This window comes from Marinagarivorans cellulosilyticus (assembly GCF_021655555.1).
Lineage (GTDB): Bacteria > Pseudomonadota > Gammaproteobacteria > Pseudomonadales > Cellvibrionaceae > Marinagarivorans > Marinagarivorans cellulosilyticus.
The window spans coordinates 1,952,501-1,971,182 of the sequence record NZ_AP023086.1; the positions used below are offsets into that span (position 1 = coordinate 1,952,501).

The window sequence follows — 18,682 nt, forward strand, 5'->3', positions numbered from 1 at the left end:
TGAATACGTTCCCGGGCCTTGTACACACCGCCCGTCACACCATGGGAGTGGGTTGCACCAGAAGAGGCTAGTCTAACTTTCGAGAGGACGGTCTCCACGGTGTGATTCATGACTGGGGTGAAGTCGTAACAAGGTAGCCCTAGGGGAACCTGGGGCTGGATCACCTCCTTAAACGATAACTTCNTGGAGATTTACTCACATAGCAGGCTATGTGTCGCAAACCTCCGCCTCGATTAGCAAGAAATCGCTAAATGGGGCTATAGCTCAGCTGGGAGAGCGCTTGGTTTGCATCCAAGAGGTCTGCGGTTCGATCCCGCATAGCTCCACCATTTTTCACTGTTAAATCTTGTAAATAACATCAGAAACCTAATGCTTGGTCGTCTAATTCAAATTTTAGATGTTATCAGGATTTAGTTTTCTGGTTTTATATCAGACATAATTGATTAAAGTCTTCACGGCTTTAAGCTCTTTAACAAGACGGATTGCGAAGTTGTAAAATGTAATATACAACGATAGAAATGCGTTTTTGTTGTTCGAAAGAATGATGAAAGCGATGAGTTTATCTCAAGCATGTCTATCCGGTGTAAATATCGTTGCATTAATTCTTATCTTCGTTGTTTGTTGATTACTTCGGTAATGAATAAACATGAAGACGAGAACTGAACTATCTCTTTATTTTGTGTGTTATTTGTGGATTTGCTTAGGCAAAGCTGTGAATAACCTGTGATCTAAAGATTAAAGTCGAAACAGTTTCTTGAGTTATCCAGTTAACACAGTCAATTGTGTTATATGGTCAAGTGACTAAGCGCACACGGCGGATGCCTAGGCAGTTAGAGGCGATGAAAGACGTAGGAGCCTGCGATAAGGCTAGGGGAGTTGGCAAGCAAACTTTGATCCTAGCATTTCTGAATGGGGAGACCCACCCTTCGGGGTATCTTGCACTGAATCCATAGGTGTAAGAGGCGAACCCGGGGAACTGAAACATCTAAGTACCCGGAGGAAAAGAAATCAAACGAGATTCCCTGAGTAGCGGCGAGCGAAAGGGGAACAGCCGATCAATGTTGTAGTAGTGGAATTATCTGGAAAGTTAAGCGATACAGGGTGATAGCCCCGTACACGAAGCTACAGCGTTGACATATTAAGTAGGTCGGGACACGTGTTATCTTGACTGAAGATGGGGGGACCATCCTCCAAGGCTAAATACTCCTAACTGACCGATAGTGAACCAGTACCGTGAGGGAAAGGCGAAAAGAACCCCTGTGAGGGGAGTGAAATAGAACCTGAAACCGTGTGCGTACAAGCAGTAGGAGCTCTTCGGAGTGACTGCGTACCTTTTGTATAATGGGTCAGCGACTTAATGTATGTGGCTAGGTTAACCGATTAGGGGAGCCGTAGAGAAATCGAGTCTTAATAGGGCGTCGAGTCGCATGCATTAGACCCGAAACCCGGCGATCTATCCATGGGCAGGTTGAAGGTTGAGTAACATCAACTGGAGGACCGAACCCACTTATGTTGAAAAATGAGGGGATGACTTGTGGATCGGAGTGAAAGGCTAATCAAGCCGGGAGATAGCTGGTTCTCCCCGAAAGCTATTTAGGTAGCGCGTCGTATCTTACCCTCGGGGGTAGAGCACTGTTTGGGCTAGGGGGTCATCCCGACTTACCAACCCCATGCAAACTCCGAATACCGAGGAGTACAATTACGGCAGACAGACAGCGGGTGCTAACGTCCGTTGTCAAGAGGGCAACAACCCAGACCGCCAGCTAAGGTCCCAAATACCAGTTAAGTGGGAAACGATGTGGGAAGGCTTAGACAGCTAGGAGGTTGGCTTAGAAGCAGCCATCCTTTAAAGAAAGCGTAATAGCTCACTAGTCGAGTCGGCCTGCGCGGAAGATTTATCGGGGCTAAAACTGGTAACCGAAGCTGCGGATGCACTTAGTGCATGGTAGGGGAGCGTTCTGTAAGCGGTTGAAGTCGAGCTGAGAGGCTCGGTGGACGTATCAGAAGTGCGAATGCTGACATGAGTAACGATAATGGGAGTGAAAAACTCCCACGCCGGAAGATCAAGGTTTCCTGTCCAACGTTAATCGGGACAGGGTTAGTCGGCCCCTAAGGCGAGGCAGAAATGCGTAGTCGATGGAAAACGGGCTAATATTCCCGTACCATTTATTGCTGCGATGGAGAGACGGAGAAGGCTAGGTCAGCGTGGCGTTGGTTGTCCACGTTTAAGGTTGTAGGCTGGGGGATTAGGCAAATCCGGTCCCCTAAGGCTGAGAGCTGATGACGAAGGTTTGCTTTGCAAACCGAAGTGATTGATGCCCTGCTTCCAAGAAAATCTTCTAAGCTTCAGGCAATAAAGACCGTACTCCAAACCGACACAGGTGATCAGGTAGAGAATACCAAGGCGCTTGAGAGAACTTGGGTGAAGGAACTAGGCAAAATGGTACCGTAACTTCGGGAGAAGGTACGCCGGCTTTGGTGATGGGACTTGCTCCCTAAGCTGAGGCTGGTCGAAGTGACCAGGTGGCTGCGACTGTTTATTAAAAACATAGCACTGTGCAAACACGTAAGTGGACGTATACGGTGTGACGCCTGCCCGGTGCCGGAAGGTTAATTGATGGGGTTAGCACTTGTGCGAAGCTCTTGATCGAAGCCCCGGTAAACGGCGGCCGTAACTATAACGGTCCTAAGGTAGCGAAATTCCTTGTCGGGTAAGTTCCGACCTGCACGAATGGCGTAACGATGGCCACGCTGTCTCCACCCAAGACTCAGTGAAATTGAAATTGCGGTTAAGATGCCGTATACCCGCGGCTAGACGGAAAGACCCCGTGAACCTTTACTATAGCTTTGCACTGAACTTTGAGCCTACTTGTGTAGGATAGCTGGGAGGCTTTGAAACCGTGACGCTAGTTGCGGTGGAGCCACACTTGAAATACCAGCCTGGTATGTTTGAGGTTCTAACCTAGGCCCCTTATCGGGGTTGGGGACAGTGCATGGTGGGTAGTTTGACTGGGGCGGTCTCCTCCCAAAGAGTAACGGAGGAGCACGAAGGTTGGCTAATCATGGTCGGACATCATGAGGTTAGTGTAATGGCACAAGCCAGCTTGACTGCGAGACGTACATGTCGAGCAGGTACGAAAGTAGGTCATAGTGATCCGGTGGTTCTGTATGGAAGGGCCATCGCTCAACGGATAAAAGGTACTCCGGGGATAACAGGCTGATTCCTCCCAAGAGTTCATATCGACGGGGGAGTTTGGCACCTCGATGTCGGCTCATCACATCCTGGGGCTGAAGCCGGTCCCAAGGGTATGGCTGTTCGCCATTTAAAGTGGTACGCGAGCTGGGTTTAGAACGTCGTGAGACAGTTCGGTCCCTATCTGCCGTGGGCGTTGGAAATTTGAGAAGAGCTGCTCCTAGTACGAGAGGACCGGAGTGGACGAACCCCTGGTGTTCGGGTTGTGTCGCCAGACGCATTGCCCGGTAGCTACGTTCGGACGGGATAACCGCTGAAAGCATCTAAGCGGGAAGCCTCCTTCAAGATTAGATTTCCCTGGGGTTTAACCCCCTGAAGGGCCGTTGAAGACTACGACGTTGATAGGCTGGGTGTGGAAGCGTTGTAAGGCGTTGAGCTAACCAGTACTAATTGCCCGTGAGGCTTGACCATATAACAGAAGTGATTGTGTTGACTGAGAAAGATAAAGTCATAATGCAACACCGGATAGAGTGTAAGAGATAAACAAACTATCTAAGATATTACAGCGTAAAATACAAAACAGCGTATTCTACAAACCTACAAACTTCGCAATTCGTCGACTTATTCGGTGCGGAAGGGCATAAGCTTAGCTAAACGTTAAACTTACTAAGACCTAACCAAACCAAACAGTTTTCCTGACAACAATAGAGCATTGGAACCACCTGATCCCATACCGAACTCAGTAGTGAAACGATGTATCGCCGATGGTAGTGTGGCGTTTCGCCATGTGAGAGTAGGTCATTGTCAGGTTTTATTCCGAAAAACCCCTTAATCGAAAGATTAAGGGGTTTTTTTATGGCTAAATTTTGGTGTCTAGCGCCCACTGCTCATTCGGCGGTAGGTGCTTGCGCTTAATATCTAATTACATTGACACTAGAAGCTGCGCTCAGTATCGTAGCGACCCTTTTCGCAGTGATTTTTGAATGTCAAATAGTCACAGTTATATAAAATATTAATCACCAATATGAGGTGGGTTTTGAAAACCGTAAAAATAGGTATTTGTGGTCTTGGCACCGTTGGCAGCGGTACTTTTAACGTGATTACGCGGAATCAGGCGGAGATAAATGCTCGTGCAGGCTGCAATATTGAAATTACGCAAGTTGGTGCCCGCCGAGACAATCCAAACGCAGATACCAGTACCACCAATGTGACGCGTGATATTTTTGAGGTTGTGAATAACCCAGAGATCGATATTGTTGTTGAGCTTATAGGGGGCACGACTTTAGCAAAAGAGCTTATCCTTAAGGCGATAGAAAACGGTAAGCACGTAGTGACGGCAAACAAAGCTTTAATTGCTGAGTTTGGTAATGAAATATTTGCACAAGCAAACGCAAAAGGTGTTTCGGTAGCATACGAGGCTGCGGTTGCTGGTGGCATTCCAATTATTCGTACGTTAAGAGAAGGCCTATCGGCTAATAAAATCCAGTGGCTAGCAGGTATTATCAACGGTACGGGCAATTTCATATTGACTGAAATGCGCGATAAAGGCCGCACCTTCGAAGATGTTCTTGCTGAGGCTCAGGCTTTAGGGTACGCCGAAGCTGATCCTACGTTTGATGTAGAAGGTATCGATGCTGCACACAAACTTGTGATTTTGGCTTCTTTAGCCTTTGGCATGCCATTGCAATTTGATAAGGTATATTGCGAAGGCATTGCGGACGTTTCGCCAGAAGATGTTACCTATGCTACCGAGCTTGGTTATCGCATCAAGCATTTAGGTATTGCTCGCCATCACGAAAGTGGCATTGAGCTGCGTGTACACCCTACGTTCATTCCTGAGCGGCGCCTAATTGCTAATGTTGATGGTGTGGATAATGCTATTTTAGTTAAAGGCGATGCGGTTGGCTCGACCATGTATTACGGCCCTGGCGCTGGTAGCGAGCCGACAGCGTCATCAGTAATTGCAGATGTTGTTGATTTAGCGCGAATGCTGTCTGCCGACCCAGAAAACCGCGTACCTTATTTGGGTTTTGTAGCTAAAAGTTTGCAAGAGCATGCAATCATGCCTATGGGTGAAATAGAAACTGGTTATTACCTGCGTTTATCCGCAGTTGATAAGCCTGGAGTGCTTTCTAAAGTAACGCAAATATTAAGTGATCAAGGCATTAGTATTGAAGCGTTGATACAGAAGGAGCCTAAAGACGATCAAGTCGAGGTCCCTGTTATTGTGCTGACTAATCGCGTAAAAGAAAAACTAATGAACGAAGCCATCGGCAAGATAGAGGCTTTGGATACTATTGTGGGTAAGGTTGTTCGTATTAGAGTGGAGTCCTTGGCTTAAGGCGTCGCTGTAAACTTAACTGCATTGCTAAATTAAAAACCTGAGACATTATTGTGAAATTTATAAGTACCCGCGGGCAGGCGCCCGCACTCAGTTTTGAAGACGTTGTTTTGACTGGGCTTGCCTCTGATGGCGGCCTTTATGTGCCTGAATCTATTCCGCAGTTCAGCGCTGCAGAAATTAAAGAAATGCGCGGCTTACCATATAATGAATTGGCCTTTAAAATTATGGCGCCGTTTGTTGATGGTGAAGTTTCCGATGAAGATTTAAAAGATATTATCGATCGCTCTTATGAGTCTTTTCGTCACAGTGCCATTGCACCTTTGGTGCAAACTAGCCACAACGAATTTATTTTAGAGCTATTTCAAGGCCCGACCTTAGCATTCAAAGATTTTGCTCTTCAGTTTTTAGGTAATTTACTCGACTTTATATTAGAAAAGCGCCAGCAAAAAGTCGTTATTATGGGCGCAACATCAGGGGATACTGGATCCGCGGCTATTGAAGGTTGTAGGCATTGTAAAAATGTTGATATTTTTATTTTGCACCCGAATAAGCGCGTATCGGAGGTTCAGCGCCGCCAGATGACCACGGTCATTGAAGATAATGTTCACAATATCGCGTTAGAAGGTAATTTTGATGATTGTCAAAATATGGTTAAAGCCAGTTTTGCTGATCAGTCTTTTTTACCGGAAGGCCGCCAGTTAGTTGCAGTTAATTCTATTAACTGGGCTCGAATTATGGCGCAGATTGTCTACTACTTTTATGCAGGCGTAGCTGTTGGTTCGCCTGATCGTAAAGTCTCTTTTTCTGTTCCTACAGGAAACTTTGGTGATATTTTTGCCGGTTACTTAGCTAGCCGTATGGGGCTGCCTATTGACCAGCTAGTTATTGCGACTAACCAGAACGATATCCTTCACCGCTGTATTAGTGCTAACGATCATTCCAAGCAGCCGCTAGAGCATTCTTTGTCGCCAAGCATGGATATTATGGTGTCTAGTAACTTCGAGCGAATGCTTTTTGACTTGTATGATCGCAACGGTAGCGCAATTGCAACGCTGATGGATGAGTTTAAAAGTGGCAGCATGAAGTTAAGTGATGCCGCATTATCGCGTGCGCGCGAGTTGTTTAGCAGTTATCGTTTAAGTGACGAAGCTGTACTGGCTGTGATTAAGGATACATTTGAGGCTACAGAATATTTGCTAGACCCTCACACTGCTATCGGTGTTGAAGCTGCACGTAAAACACGCCGCAGTAACGATGTGCCAATGGTTTGCTTAGCTACCGCGCACCCAGCCAAATTCCCCGAAGCTATTCAAAAAGCTGGCTGTCAAGATCCTTCATTACCGCATCATATGCAGGATTTGTTTGATCGCGAAGAGCGTTATCAGGTGCTCGACAACGATATAACGAAGGTGCATAGTTTTATGGGCGACCACATTCGCACGTAGTAGTCGTGATATTTGTAAAAAAACCGCCTATTAAACGGCGGTTTTTTTGTTTGTGGCCAAGCTAGAGTGTTGGTTAACAATTTGCTTGTTGATTAATAGCGCAGCTAAAGGCGATAAACAGTTATAGTAAATTAGTTACTTTATAGATTGGTTTAATGGGTATGGAACCTTCGCAAATATCAGTTGTTTTTGGCGTGGTTACGCTACTTGTCGTGGTGTTGGCTGCGGTAGTGTGGCTTGTGCGGCGTCAGCACCAAAAGCAAAAGCGTGCACAGGGAGTTATTTGGCTGCAGGCGCTGCGCTCTATGTTAATGCACATACAGCGCCACAGGGGGCTTACCACTACGGTTTTAGGTGGCGACGTTACGTTAGTCGGCAAGCTAGAAGAGGCTCAGCGCAATGTGAGTCGCGACCTTGGGCATATTGCTTTGGTGGGCGACTGGATTAAAGATAACCCAAACTGGGAGGCCATTACCGCTCATTGGGCTCGTTTAGCTGGGCAATATCAGCGTTTAGATGCGCGTAAAAATCTCGATCAGCACAATAAGTTGATTAAGGGAATTTTGGTTTTTATTGATGATGTGGCTATTGAGCACTACTTAGTTGGCGCTCGTTTAGATGATGTATCTTGGCGGTTTGTATTGGCTGTCGTAGAGCAATTAGGGCAAATTCGTGCCGTAGGCTTAGCCTATATTGCAAGCTTAGAGCGTAGCGAAAGTGCGCCAAGGTTGCGCAATGCGCTACAAGTCCTTATGGAGGAGTTCTCAAGTACGTCTACTCACGCAGAATATTCGCGTTTCTTAACGGATGCTCATCGACATAAAATTCAACAATTCCTTACGGCGTTTCCTTTAGCATTGCTGGAAAACCCTAAGGCTTGTCCACTGCAAAGCTATTATCAAACTGCAACGGGTGTTATTGACGAGCTTTATCTGCAGTTTGATGATCAGTTGCAGTCTTCTCTTGCGGTAATAGTTTGAACCGTAGAGCTTCTTTTCCATGGCTGGCGCAATTTGTTTGCCGCTTATGGTAGGGTGCCTAGCTTTTTAACCTAGAAACCGCAGCTGAGAGCCAAAAAGATGCGGGTTCCATTGGTGTGCATAGCGTGCAGTAAAAATGCGTGGTCACCTTATTGGGATGAGCCATTTTTATCACGCGTTAGGTGCGCCAAGGGGGTGTGAAGACTTTGGCGGTTCAACTGCTGTTTTTAGGTTTAAATTAGGCCTCGTTATCCCATGCATAAAAAAATCCTCCCGCGCACAGTTCAAGGTGAATTTCAGTTGCGCTCTGTATCGCCGGTTCTTGCGCGTGTTTATGCTGCTCGCGGGGTACTGGATGATAGCCAATTAGATTATTCACTAAAACATTTATTTAGGCCGTCTTTGCTAAAGGGGGTTGATAGTGCGTTAGCGTTATTGCTGAGTGCCCGCAAAGCGCAGCAACGCATATTGATTGTGGGGGATTTTGATGCCGATGGTGCTACGAGTACGGCGGTAGCTGTGCGTTGCTTAAGGGCTTTGGGGTTTGAGTTTGTCGATTATTTGGTGCCGAACCGGTTTGAATACGGTTACGGTTTAACGCCAGAAATTGTAGCGGTCGCAAAGCAGTTTGAGCCAGAGCTTTTAATTACCGTCGATAACGGTATTTCTAGTTTGCAAGGCGTGGCGGCAGCACAAGCGGCTGGAATGAAAGTGTTAGTGACGGACCATCACTTGCCTGCTGCTGAGTTACCTACGGCAGACGCAATTGTGAATCCTAATCAGCCACATTGTGACTTCCCGACTAAAAATTGCGCTGGTGTTGGTGTTATTTTTTATGTGATGTCGGCATTGCGCTCTGCAATGCAAACAGAGGGCTTTTTTACTGATGCGCCGGCCCCTAACTTTGCTCACTTTTTGGATCTTGTTTCTTTAGGGACTGTGGCCGATGTGGTGCCGCTGGACCACAATAATCGTATTTTTGTACAGCAGGGCTTACTGCGTATGCGCGCAGGCTTTGCATGCGAAGGGATAAAAGCTATTGCTCAAGTCGCGGGTAGGCAGCTTGAAAAGCTACGCGCTACCGATTTAGGGTTTATGGTGGGGCCCCGTTTAAATGCGGCTGGCCGGCTAGACGATATGAGCTTGGGTATTCGTTGCTTACTCGCAGACGACCCCGCGGAAGCCTTGGCGCTGGCAGCTGAGTTGGATGCCTTAAATAAAGAGCGCCGCGCAATAGAGGGCAGCATGCAAGCGGATGCGGAGGCCTTTTTAGCGGCGCTGGATAAAGACGAGGGTGGCGAAGTACCAGCCGGTGTGTGTTTGTATCAAGAGGATTGGCACCAAGGTGTAATTGGCATTTTGGCGTCGCGTGTTAAAGAAAAGCTACATCGCCCGACTATTGTTTTTGCAGACGATAATGAAACAACGCTTAAAGGTTCTGGCCGCTCTGTGCCGGGTATTCATTTGCGTGATGTGCTAGATGATGTAGCGGCTAAAAACCCTAGCATGCTAACCAAGTTTGGCGGCCATGCGATGGCGGCGGGTTTAAGTTTAGAAAAAAAGTATTTGCAGGCTTTTGAAAAAAGCTTTGCAGCCGTTGTTGCTGAAAGAGCTGGCGCCGAGGGTTTAACGCCGATTATTTATACCGATGGTGAGCTTAAGGCTGACGACTTTAATCTGGTGCTAGCACACGAACTAGAACATGCCGGCCCGTGGGGGCAAGCATTTCCAGAGCCGTGCTTTAGTGGCGAATTTATGATTGTTAATCAGCGTATCGTTGGGCAAAAGCATTTAAAGCTGGTTTTGGCGTTACCCTCGGCACCGCAGCAAACGTTAGATGCTATCCATTTTAATTGTGACTTAGATCAGTGGCCATCAGCAGAGTGTGCGCATATATTTGCTGTTTTTAAATTGCAGGTGAATGAATTTAATGGGCGTCAAAACGTGCAGTTAATGGTAGATCATTTAGAGCCGCGCTAACGTATTACGAGGCCAGTTGTGCTGTTAGGCTATTGGGTGGCAATTGGAAATGCTCGGTAAGCGCGCTATTTATGTCGTTTACAGTAGATTCGGTAACGGTACCTCCTTGTGTTATACGCAACCGGTTACCAAGCATTACCTTTTTGCCCGTTGGGGTGAATATCAAAGCGATTAACTGTTTTACAAAGAGCGTATCTGGGTGGGTTGAATTCATATAATTCGCTGGCGCGAAGTCGATGAATTCGTAATGATTTAAATTAAAACTGTATTGCGGCAAGCGTTCGTTATTTATTATGGCCTCGAGCAAAAAGTTATTATCTTGCTGGCTTAGAAAAAACTGCTCGCCGCATTGGGTAATATTCGTATTGGTATCTTTTAAATTCATAGGCGCACGAATGCCGTGGCTGCCAAAACCAAGGTCCAATAAATATTGCTCGCCATCGATTGTTGCCACTAAGGCCATATGCGTTTTTGGGCGCTTTGCTGGATAAAACATTGGCCTGCAGGCCACTAGCTGGTATTCCACTGCTAGCGCTTGCAATACGAGTGCGAACAAGCCATTCAATTCGTAACAATAACCGCCGCGTTTTTGGGTGATTATTTTATCGATAAAAACATCTGGCTCTAGCGATACGATATAGCCGTTTTGCACTTCGGTATTTTCAAAGGGAATGGTTTCAAGTTGCTGTTGCATAAGCGCACAGATGCTTTCCAGGCTGTTATTCGCCTCGCCGGTAAAGCCTATGCGCTCAAGATACCTAGGGAGAAAAGCGTTGCTAGGGTGATAGTCGAGCGGGGAGTTGGTTGAATCCATTGGAGTTCCCTATTTTGAAGCAATGTGACGGAGATTTTCCGGTAGATTAAAAACTGTGTCAAAGCGCAATTTAATATCGCAGCCGTTTCGCTAAGCTAACGACAATTATGCGTTGCAGGTGAAAACGCAAACCCGACTAAACGTGACATAGGAAAAGTATGAAATTTGTGGCTTTGCTAGTGCTATGCCTTACGGTGGCAGGTTGTATTAGCGATGATGTAAAAACCAATGCGCCAGCCTTAGCACCACTAAACGATACGGGCGTTACTGTGTGTATGTCTGGTGTTTGGGAGCAAGAAGATTGCGCGAATACCGATAGGCATGCTCAGGATGGTATGCACGGACGTGATGCCGATGCTGCAATCGTAAAAGCAGGAACAGGGCTTGCCGGTTTTGATTTTACTAAGCGCGACGCCACTGGCGCGGAGATTCCCGACCAGGCGGCTGTGTGGCAAGAGGATGCTTGGGTATGCGTCGAAGACAACGTCACAGGCTTGTTATGGGAAGTGAAATCGGGCGATGCTAATGCTGTGCGCTATGGTAATCACACCTATAGCTGGCATGCTCCTAATGGCAGCGCTAACGGCGGTAATGCCGGAGCGACAAATGGTGGTGTTTGCACCGGTGTCGATTGCGATACGGCGGCTTATATTACCTTGGCAAATAATGCTGCTTGGTGCGGCCAAAGCGACTGGCGCTTGCCAACGGTCAGCGAGTTGTTATCGATTGCCGATCAAAGCCGCGCTAATCCTCCTTTAGATGGCGCCATCTTCCCAAACAGTGCTTACAACGCACATTGGACTTCGCAAACAGTAGCCTTTAACCCTGAGTTTGCTTGGTATGTATACTTCACGGCAGCCGGTAATGGGATTATTAATAAAACCAATGCCGCCCATATTCGCCTTGTGAGTGGAGGCTTGTTGCAATGAATAATGCAATGAATGGCGTAATGAACAGCGCAATGAATTTAGTGGCAAAGTTACTGGCGGGGGCTGTTGTATATTTTAGTTCCACAGTGTGGGCTGAGTGCGATAAGACCGTTACCGCAACGACGCCAGCAGAGCGCTTTATTGTCGAGAGTAGCAATGTCGTAAAAGACCTTGATACCGGCCTGCAGTGGCAACGTTGCCCTTTAGGCGCGAATTGGTCTGATGAAACTGGCTGTGAGCCGGTGGGGCAATTGCAACACTCGTGGGATCAAGCGCTCGCGGCCGGCCAAGATGGCTGGCGGCTGCCCAATAAAAAAGAGCTGGCCTCTATTATTGAATACCAGTGCCGCTTGCCTGCATTGAATGAACAAATTTTCCCAGCACTAAGTGACGGCGAGGAAGCTTATTGGACATCCACCCCGTTAATATACTTTTCTCAACCTACGGTATGGGCGATTGATTTTGCTGATGGTGCCTTTATCAACCGCGCTACAAGCGAGGCGCTTAGGGTTCGGTTAGTGCGTGATTAACGTTTTACTTGGTTTTGTTAAAGGCGGCTAGCTGCTCTGCTGTGGCAGGCTTTTGGTATTTTTCTTTCCACTCGCTATAGGGCATACCGTAGACCACTTCGCGGCTTTGTTCGTAGTCGCTTTGCTCGCCGGCCTCTTCGGCGGCAGTGCTATACCATTTGGCCAAACAATTGCGGCAGAAGCTGGCAAGGTTCATTAGGTCGATATTTTGCACATCCTTGTTGTCGTCCAGGTGCTTAAGTAAACGGCGAAAGGTGGCTGCTTCTATTTCGGTTTGTTTTTCGGGTGTCATGCGTAGGCTCGATGAGTTTTTAATAAATAATGAATGTGCGATTATATCGAACATTAAAGGAGACTTTACATGTTTAATCCGACGCGCTTATTTATTCATTACTTGGGCCAGCTGCAGCATGTGCTGGATGTGATTAAGCAAAATACAGGCGATAGCTTGCTTGGTGCTCGCTTGCACCCAGACATGCTGCCGTTAGTTAATCATGTGCGCGCAGCCGCCAACTTTACCTTGCGAGGGTGCTGCCCTTTGGCTTGTGAAAAAGTGGTGAGCTTCGAGAGTGATGTTTGTACCGTTGAGGCGTTGCAGCAACAAATAGAGCAAACTACAGCGTACTTGAATGGACTGCCAAAGACGCGGTGTAAGGCATCTTCCGTACTGAGCGAAAAGGCAGGCTTTAACGAGGTCGCCTTACCGGCCGATGATTTTATAACGCTCTACATCGTGCCGAATTTCTTTTTCCATTTGAATACGGTGTATGCCATTGCTCGGCATTTTGGTGTGCCTTTAAGTAAGCAAGACTACGATGGCTTTCACTGTTACCCCGCAGGCTTCAGCTTTGAGCGTTAAATCGAATCTAGAAGCCGCAGTTGAACGCTAATTGTGCTGCCTGATAGTAAGCTCGCCATTTTTATGGGTCAGTTCTACGTCTTTTAGTGCGCTCATACCCAGAAGCACTTCATCACCGCGCATGCCCATAGTAATGCTGGCGCGTACCTTCTCGAACCGAATATCACCAATGCTAAGGCTGCTTAATGTGGTGGCGTAAGTCGTCGTATTGCCGTTAGCTGTGAGCGCAATGCCCTGGTATCCGCGCTCTAAACCAATGCGTTCGGCCAAACCTGCGCCAATAGAGACATTAGTAGCACCCGTGTCGACCAAAAACGTAACGGGGAAGTCGTTGATATAACCGTTGGCAACGTAGTGGTGATGCTGATTGCGGGTTAAAACGACTTCTGTGAAGGCGTCGGTTCTCAAGCTTGTAGGGGTTTGGTTGGGGTTTGCTTTGTGGTCTAGCAACTGCTGGAATAAATAGCCCAAGCCTACAAGCAGTAAAATCCAACTGATATTGACAAAAATCTTGCCGAAGGTTGATGGCGTGGTCATGGGTAGTACTTTTTGAGGTAATGAATATGTGTGGCCCGTACTATACCGGTTAGGCGAAATTTTACCGAGCCTGTCGTCGTGATGCACACACAGGGCAAAAAAAAGCCCACACAAACCGAGAGAGGAAGGCTTGTACGGGCTTATTTTTTTGGTGCTGTTGCTTGGTCTTAGGCTGAAGCCTTACAACTCGGCAAATCACCTTGTAAGTAGGCTATGATGCGCGACGTAAACATGCAAGCGCTAGGATGATTAATGCGCTGTAACATGAATATTGTCACTACCTTTTTTATTTGCCGGAGGGCACTGTGGATTCAAATACTGTTTTACCAACGACAAGTGAGCATATCGTTGATATTACTTACGATAACGCAAAGCAATACCTTATTGATGAATCGGCTGTGCGGCCGGTGCTGGTCGATTTCTGGGCAGATTGGTGCGCGCCTTGTAAAAGCTTGATGCCAATACTGGAAAAGCTTGCGGTCGAGTACGACGGTGCGTTTTTGCTGGCCAAGGTGAATGCCGATGCGCTGCAGGATTTGGCTGCTCAGTTTGGTGTTCAAAGCTTGCCAACCATAATGGTTATGCACAATGGCCAGCCAGTTGATGGCTTGCAGGGTGCTCAGCCCGAAACGGCCGTACGCGAGCTACTGGCCAAATATTTACCGGCGCCATGGGAGGCTGTGGTGCAAGAAGGCTTGCAAAAAGTTGAGCAGGGCGAGGGCGCAGAAGGTGTCGCACTTTTGCGCGGCGCTTATCAAGATTCCGGGCAGGATGCGCAGGTCGCCTTCGCGTTAGCGTCGGGGTTAATTCTTACTCGCCGCTTGAACGATGCTGCAGAACTGCTCGGGACCATTAAAATGGTCGATCAAGATGCGCAGTATGCGCAGTTGATGGCGCAGCTAGAGCTGGCGCAAAATGCCGCTAAAGCGCCAGAAATTACCGAACTAGAGGCTCAGCACGAAGCTAACCCTAGCGACCTTGATGTTGTTCAGGCGCTGGCCGCGCAATACTCCCAACACCAGCACAATGAAGAAGCGTTGGTTTTGCTGTGGAATGTGTTGCAGAAAGATTTGAATGCAAAAGACGGCGAGCTCAAACGCATTTATATGGATATTTTAGCGACTGTCGGTAAGGGTGATCCGCTTGCGATTCGCTACCAGCAAAAGCTGTATGCCATGTTGTACTAATTTACCGCGATGTTTGTTGAGTCTAGCGCTATGACTGGCATAATGGCTGCCGATTTAACATCACACGTGCTTACTATTGTTTTCACTATTTTGTTTTCACTATTGTTGTAGAGGATGCGCATGCAGCCACAAGCTAAACCCCAAAACCCTAACTTCTCTTCGGGCCCTTGCAGCAAACGTCCGGGTTACGATGTTGCCAATTTAGATATAAGCACCTTAGGTCGCTCGCACCGCTCCAGTATCGGTAAAGTAGCGCTAGGCTTGGCCTGTTCTAAAACAGCGGAATTGCTTGGTCTACCAGAGGGGTATCGCGTCGGTGTTGTGCCGGGGTCTGATACTGGTGCTGTTGAAATGGCGATGTGGTCTTTACTCGGGCAGCGCCCAGTTGATGTGTGTGGCTGGGAATCATTCGGTTTGGGCTGGGTAACGGACATCACCAAGCAGTTAAAACTCGAAAATACCCGCATTTTCAAAGCCGATTACGGCGAGTTACCCGCTTTAAATGAAGTCGATTTTAACCACGACATCGTATTCACCTGGAACGGCACCACCTCGGGTGTAAAGGTTAAAAACGGCGACTGGATTCCAGATGACCGCGAAGGCTTAACTATTTGCGATGCAACATCTGCTGTTTTTGCGATGGAAATGCCTTGGGAAAAGCTTGATGTAGTTACTTTTTCTTGGCAGAAAGTATTGGGCAGTGAAGGCGCCCACGGCATGCTAATTTTAAGCCCGCGTGCGGTAGAGCGTTTAGAATCTTATACCCCAGCGTGGCCAATGCCGAAGCTATTCCGCATGACCAAAGGCGGTAAGTTAATCGAAGGTATTTTTAAAGGCGAGACCATTAATACGCCCTCTATGCTAGCGGTTGCTGACTACCTTGATGCACTTGGTTGGATTGAATCCATTGGCGGTACAAGCGCTGCTATAGAGCGTTGCAATGCTAGTTACCAAGCGGTTGCTGAATTTGTTGCCGCTAACGATTGGATTCACTTCTTAGCGAAAGACCCTGAAACACACTCGACGACCAGCGTGTGCTTAACGCTAGATGCCGAGCCTGACCAAGTGAAGGCGATGGTGAAATTGCTTGATAGTGAAGGTGTTGCTTACGATATCGGTGCGTACCGTGATGCGCCTCCGGGCATTCGTATTTGGTGTGGTGCAACGGTTGAGCCTACTGATGTGGCGTTGTTAATGCCCTGGATTGAGTGGGCGTACAAAAAAGTAACGCAAGAAGGCTAAGCATGCGTTTGGGCTCGGCGTTAGCGTCTAGAGCCCGCTTCTTTGGCGTTATTCAGGCCAAAAAAAACCCCGGGTCGCAAGACCCGAGGCAAATCAAAGAAACAAGGTTTACCCAGCCAACCCCGGAGGTCGGTAAGGTATGCGCCTTTAAGCATTATCTTTGCCAATTTTTATAAATTCTTTTAAAACAGTAGCTTAGAGTGTTTTGTTTAGCGGTATCTTTTAGGCTTGTAAAGATATTCGACTCTTCCGGTATTGAAATAACAATGTGGTTGTAAATGCGGTACAGGTTAGCGTTCGTGCGGTGATAAAAACGCAGGTATTGAATAGGCAGCTACTGTGCAAAATAACAATAGAGGACATTATGTTTAAGGTAAAAACGTACAACAAAATTTCTGAAAAAGGCTTGAGCCGTTTTAACGGCGGTGATTACCAAGTAGGCGCCGACCTTGAGGCTCCGGAAGCTTATATTTTGCGCAGTCATAAGTTACACGCTGAAGCGATTCCTGAATCATTGCTGGCGGTTGCACGAGCAGGAGCTGGCGTGAATAACTTACCGGTGGAAGACTACACGGCTAAAGGTATTGTGGCTTTCAATACGCCAGGCGCAAATGCCAACGCGGTAAAAGAGTTGGTATTGGCCGGTATGTTACTTGCCTCGCGCGATATTATTGGCGGTCGTGATTTTGCCAATGCGCAAACACAAATTACCGATGCGGCAGACATGGGTAAGCTTATGGAAGCCGAGAAAAAACGCTTTGCAGGTAATGAACTTACTGGCAAAACGTTGGGCATCGTTGGCCTGGGCGCTATTGGCTCCATGGTGGCCGATATGGCTTTGGCTATGGGCATGAAGGTGGCGGGTTTCGACCCGGCGTTGTCTGTTGAGGCCGCTTGGCGCTTGCCGGCATTGGTTGAACGCAAAGAAAACCTGCAAGGTCTATTGGCGTGCTCGGACTATGTAACCATTCATGTGCCAGCTATCGAGCCGACAAAAAACATGTTTAATAGCGATAGTTTAGCGGCGGCCAAAGATGGCTTGGTTCTGCTTAACTTTGCGCGTGAAGCGATTGTGGATACCTCTGCTGTATTGGCTGCCTTAGAAAGCGGAAAACTGCGCAAGTATGTGTGTGACTTCCCAGAGCCTGCGGTTATTAACCGCAGCGATGTAATAGCGCTTCCCCACATTGGTGCCAGTACCGCGGAAGCAGAAGAAAACTGCGCGATGATGGCCGCTAACCAACTGCGTGACTTTTTAGAGCACGGCAACATTGTTAATTCGGTGAATTTTCCTGTAACAACGATGGGGCCTGTGGAAGGTTATCGCTTAACGTTCAGCAATCAAAACGTATCCGGTGTGCTGGGTAATGTGTTGTCCATATTCAAAGAGCTCGATGTGAACGTAATTGATATGGTCAATAAAAGCCGTGGTGATTTGGCGTACAGTATTATCGATTTAGCTGAAATGCCAACCGCGGAAGTCATTGCGGCGGTACAGGCGGTTGAGCATGTTATCCGCGTTCGTGTGGTCGCTGCAAAATAAGTCTTGCACATAGCCCTGCTCGATAGAGCAGGGCAGTTTTACTGCGGGGTATAAACGGCCTTGCACCGTCTACTGTCTGCAATTTTTTGCTCTTGCATATGCCACCGAGATGGCCATCGCGCTAGTGGTGTGAATCACATCTGGTTTATTAGAACCCAAAAAGCACTCCTTTGGGTTGTTTATGCCACTCACCTTGATTGCAACTGCAGGTATCATGCGGGCTCCGCGATGGACGTGTGGAAATCTGACACATTCAATCGATTGTTTAATAATTAAACAGTTGTCGACAGTTTCGTGACAGAGCATTAAAATGCGCGCCATGACTATATTGGCCCTCAACCTAAAAGGAATTAAAGATATGCATAGATCTTTGCGCCGCGAATGGATCGCAGCTTATTCTCTTTCCTTATTGCTGTTGTCTTCGCTGTGCGCGCAGGCCGCGTACGCTATCGACTTCATTGCCCCTCAGATAGAGCACCAGCGCGCTACCGATAGCGTGGCGAGAGGCGAAGACCACCTTATTACAGCCAACGTCACCGATGATACTTCCGTTCAATCGGTAGTTCTGCATTACCGAGAAGCCGGCACTCGTAACTTCAACCCAATAATCATGCGTAGTTTGGATGGATCGTCTCATTACGAAGCGCTAATTGTTGGCCAGAATATTCTAGCCTCGGGCTTAGAGTATTTTTTTGAAGCGACCGATAGCGCAGGCAACACCTTGGAAATGTACGGCAGTAACGGCGAACCCTTTGCTATTGCGGTTGCGCAACCCGATGTGGCGCTGGGCAGCAATGGCCAGAGCAGCCGGTTTGATGCTCCGAATGCACGAGCCTCGAGTTCGCGAGATAGCCACTCGGTACTACCTATCAAGAAAAAATCGAACAAAAAGACGTGGTTATGGGTTGGCCTTGGTGTTTTGGCGGCGGCAGTTATTGCGGGCGCAGCAGGTGGCGGCTCAGACTCTAGCCCAGGCCCTGCACCAAGTAATGACAATACCGGCGATATCGATATAACAACGCCTGTGCCTGTGAATTAGCTCTTTTTCAATTTAATAGCGTTGCTGCGCCACGGCGCGGCGAACTTGCAAAACCATTCT

General features: G+C 47.7%; 14 protein-coding genes, 1 tRNA gene and 3 rRNA genes (1 of these 18 only partly in view). 15 read left to right on the top strand and 3 right to left on the bottom strand.

All coding sequences use genetic code 11. The features are described 5' to 3' along the window. From MARGE09_RS07750 to recJ, 8 genes are all read left to right on the top strand, one after another. Window positions 1-171 (top strand): 16S ribosomal RNA (locus tag MARGE09_RS07750) (it extends 1,363 nt beyond the left edge of the window). A gap of 82 nt (window positions 172-253) precedes the next feature. Continuing rightward, a tRNA-Ala gene (locus MARGE09_RS07755) sits at window positions 254-329 on the top strand. 462 nt (window positions 330-791) lie between these two features. After that, window positions 792-3,664, top strand: a 23S ribosomal RNA gene (locus tag MARGE09_RS07760). Between the two features lie 223 nt (window positions 3,665-3,887). After that, a 5S ribosomal RNA gene (gene rrf / locus MARGE09_RS07765) occupies window positions 3,888-4,003 on the top strand. The 16S, 23S and 5S rRNA genes sit together here with 1 tRNA gene alongside, the layout of an rRNA operon. A gap of 226 nt (window positions 4,004-4,229) precedes the next feature. Beyond that, window positions 4,230-5,534 carry a homoserine dehydrogenase gene (locus MARGE09_RS07770; protein WP_236986764.1) on the top strand — a complete coding sequence of 435 codons (1,305 nt, stop codon included), beginning with the start codon at window positions 4,230-4,232 and terminating at the stop codon, window positions 5,532-5,534. 53 nt (window positions 5,535-5,587) lie between these two features. Then, window positions 5,588-6,982, top strand: coding sequence for a threonine synthase (gene thrC / locus MARGE09_RS07775; protein WP_236986765.1), 1,395 nt, complete (start codon window positions 5,588-5,590; stop codon window positions 6,980-6,982). Between the two features lie 161 nt (window positions 6,983-7,143). Then, a complete protein-coding gene (locus tag MARGE09_RS07780; protein WP_236986766.1) occupies window positions 7,144-7,962 on the top strand; it encodes a nitrate- and nitrite sensing domain-containing protein in 819 nt (272 codons plus the stop codon). A gap of 255 nt (window positions 7,963-8,217) precedes the next feature. Then, on the top strand, window positions 8,218-9,942 hold the full coding sequence (recJ, locus tag MARGE09_RS07785) for a single-stranded-DNA-specific exonuclease RecJ (protein WP_236986767.1): 1,725 nt from the start codon (window positions 8,218-8,220) through the stop codon (window positions 9,940-9,942). A gap of 4 nt (window positions 9,943-9,946) precedes the next feature. Here recJ and MARGE09_RS07790 read toward each other — a convergent pair whose 3' ends face one another. Continuing rightward, a complete protein-coding gene (locus MARGE09_RS07790) occupies window positions 9,947-10,756 on the bottom strand; it encodes an arylamine N-acetyltransferase family protein (RefSeq protein WP_236986768.1) in 810 nt (269 codons plus the stop codon). Between the two features lie 158 nt (window positions 10,757-10,914). Between MARGE09_RS07790 and MARGE09_RS07795 the strand changes: the two genes are divergently transcribed. Together MARGE09_RS07795 and MARGE09_RS07800 are read left to right on the top strand one after the other, a co-directional pair. Further along, window positions 10,915-11,685: an Lcl C-terminal domain-containing protein gene (locus tag MARGE09_RS07795; protein WP_236986769.1), complete on the top strand. Its 771-nt coding sequence runs from the start codon at window positions 10,915-10,917 to the stop codon at window positions 11,683-11,685. Continuing rightward, a complete protein-coding gene (locus MARGE09_RS07800; RefSeq protein ID WP_236986770.1) occupies window positions 11,682-12,215 on the top strand; it encodes an Lcl C-terminal domain-containing protein in 534 nt (177 codons plus the stop codon). Before MARGE09_RS07795 ends, MARGE09_RS07800 begins: the two co-directional genes overlap by 4 nt. 4 nt (window positions 12,216-12,219) lie before the next feature. Here the strand turns inward: MARGE09_RS07800 and MARGE09_RS07805 are convergent, their stop codons facing one another. After that, the gene (locus MARGE09_RS07805) at window positions 12,220-12,507 is read right to left on the bottom strand and encodes a DUF1244 domain-containing protein (RefSeq protein WP_236987340.1); all 288 of its coding nucleotides are present in this window, start codon (window positions 12,505-12,507) and stop codon (window positions 12,220-12,222) included. Window positions 12,508-12,576: 69 nt separating this feature from the next. On the opposite strand from MARGE09_RS07805, the gene MARGE09_RS07810 reads away from it, so the two are divergent. After that, window positions 12,577-13,074: a DUF1993 domain-containing protein gene (locus tag MARGE09_RS07810; protein ID WP_236986771.1), complete on the top strand. Its 498-nt coding sequence runs from the start codon at window positions 12,577-12,579 to the stop codon at window positions 13,072-13,074. A gap of 27 nt (window positions 13,075-13,101) precedes the next feature. On the opposite strand, the gene MARGE09_RS07815 is transcribed toward MARGE09_RS07810, so the two are convergent. After that, window positions 13,102-13,611 (bottom strand): retropepsin-like aspartic protease family protein, encoded by a 510-nt coding sequence (locus tag MARGE09_RS07815; protein ID WP_236986772.1) that lies wholly within the window; start codon window positions 13,609-13,611, stop codon window positions 13,102-13,104. 305 nt (window positions 13,612-13,916) lie between these two features. Between MARGE09_RS07815 and trxA the strand changes: the two genes are divergently transcribed. The 4 genes from trxA (at window position 13,917) to MARGE09_RS07835 (ending at window position 18,622) form a co-directional block, all read left to right on the top strand. Further along, window positions 13,917-14,798: a thioredoxin gene (trxA, locus tag MARGE09_RS07820; protein WP_236986773.1), complete on the top strand. Its 882-nt coding sequence runs from the start codon at window positions 13,917-13,919 to the stop codon at window positions 14,796-14,798. 120 nt (window positions 14,799-14,918) lie between these two features. Continuing rightward, window positions 14,919-16,040, top strand: coding sequence for a phosphoserine transaminase (locus tag MARGE09_RS07825; protein WP_236986774.1), 1,122 nt, complete (start codon window positions 14,919-14,921; stop codon window positions 16,038-16,040). Window positions 16,041-16,404: 364 nt separating this feature from the next. Further along, a complete protein-coding gene (locus tag MARGE09_RS07830) occupies window positions 16,405-17,583 on the top strand; it encodes a phosphoglycerate dehydrogenase (RefSeq protein ID WP_236986775.1) in 1,179 nt (392 codons plus the stop codon). Between the two features lie 358 nt (window positions 17,584-17,941). Further along, window positions 17,942-18,622: a hypothetical protein gene (locus MARGE09_RS07835; RefSeq protein ID WP_236986776.1), complete on the top strand. Its 681-nt coding sequence runs from the start codon at window positions 17,942-17,944 to the stop codon at window positions 18,620-18,622. The last annotated feature ends 60 nt before the right edge of the window (window positions 18,623-18,682 follow it).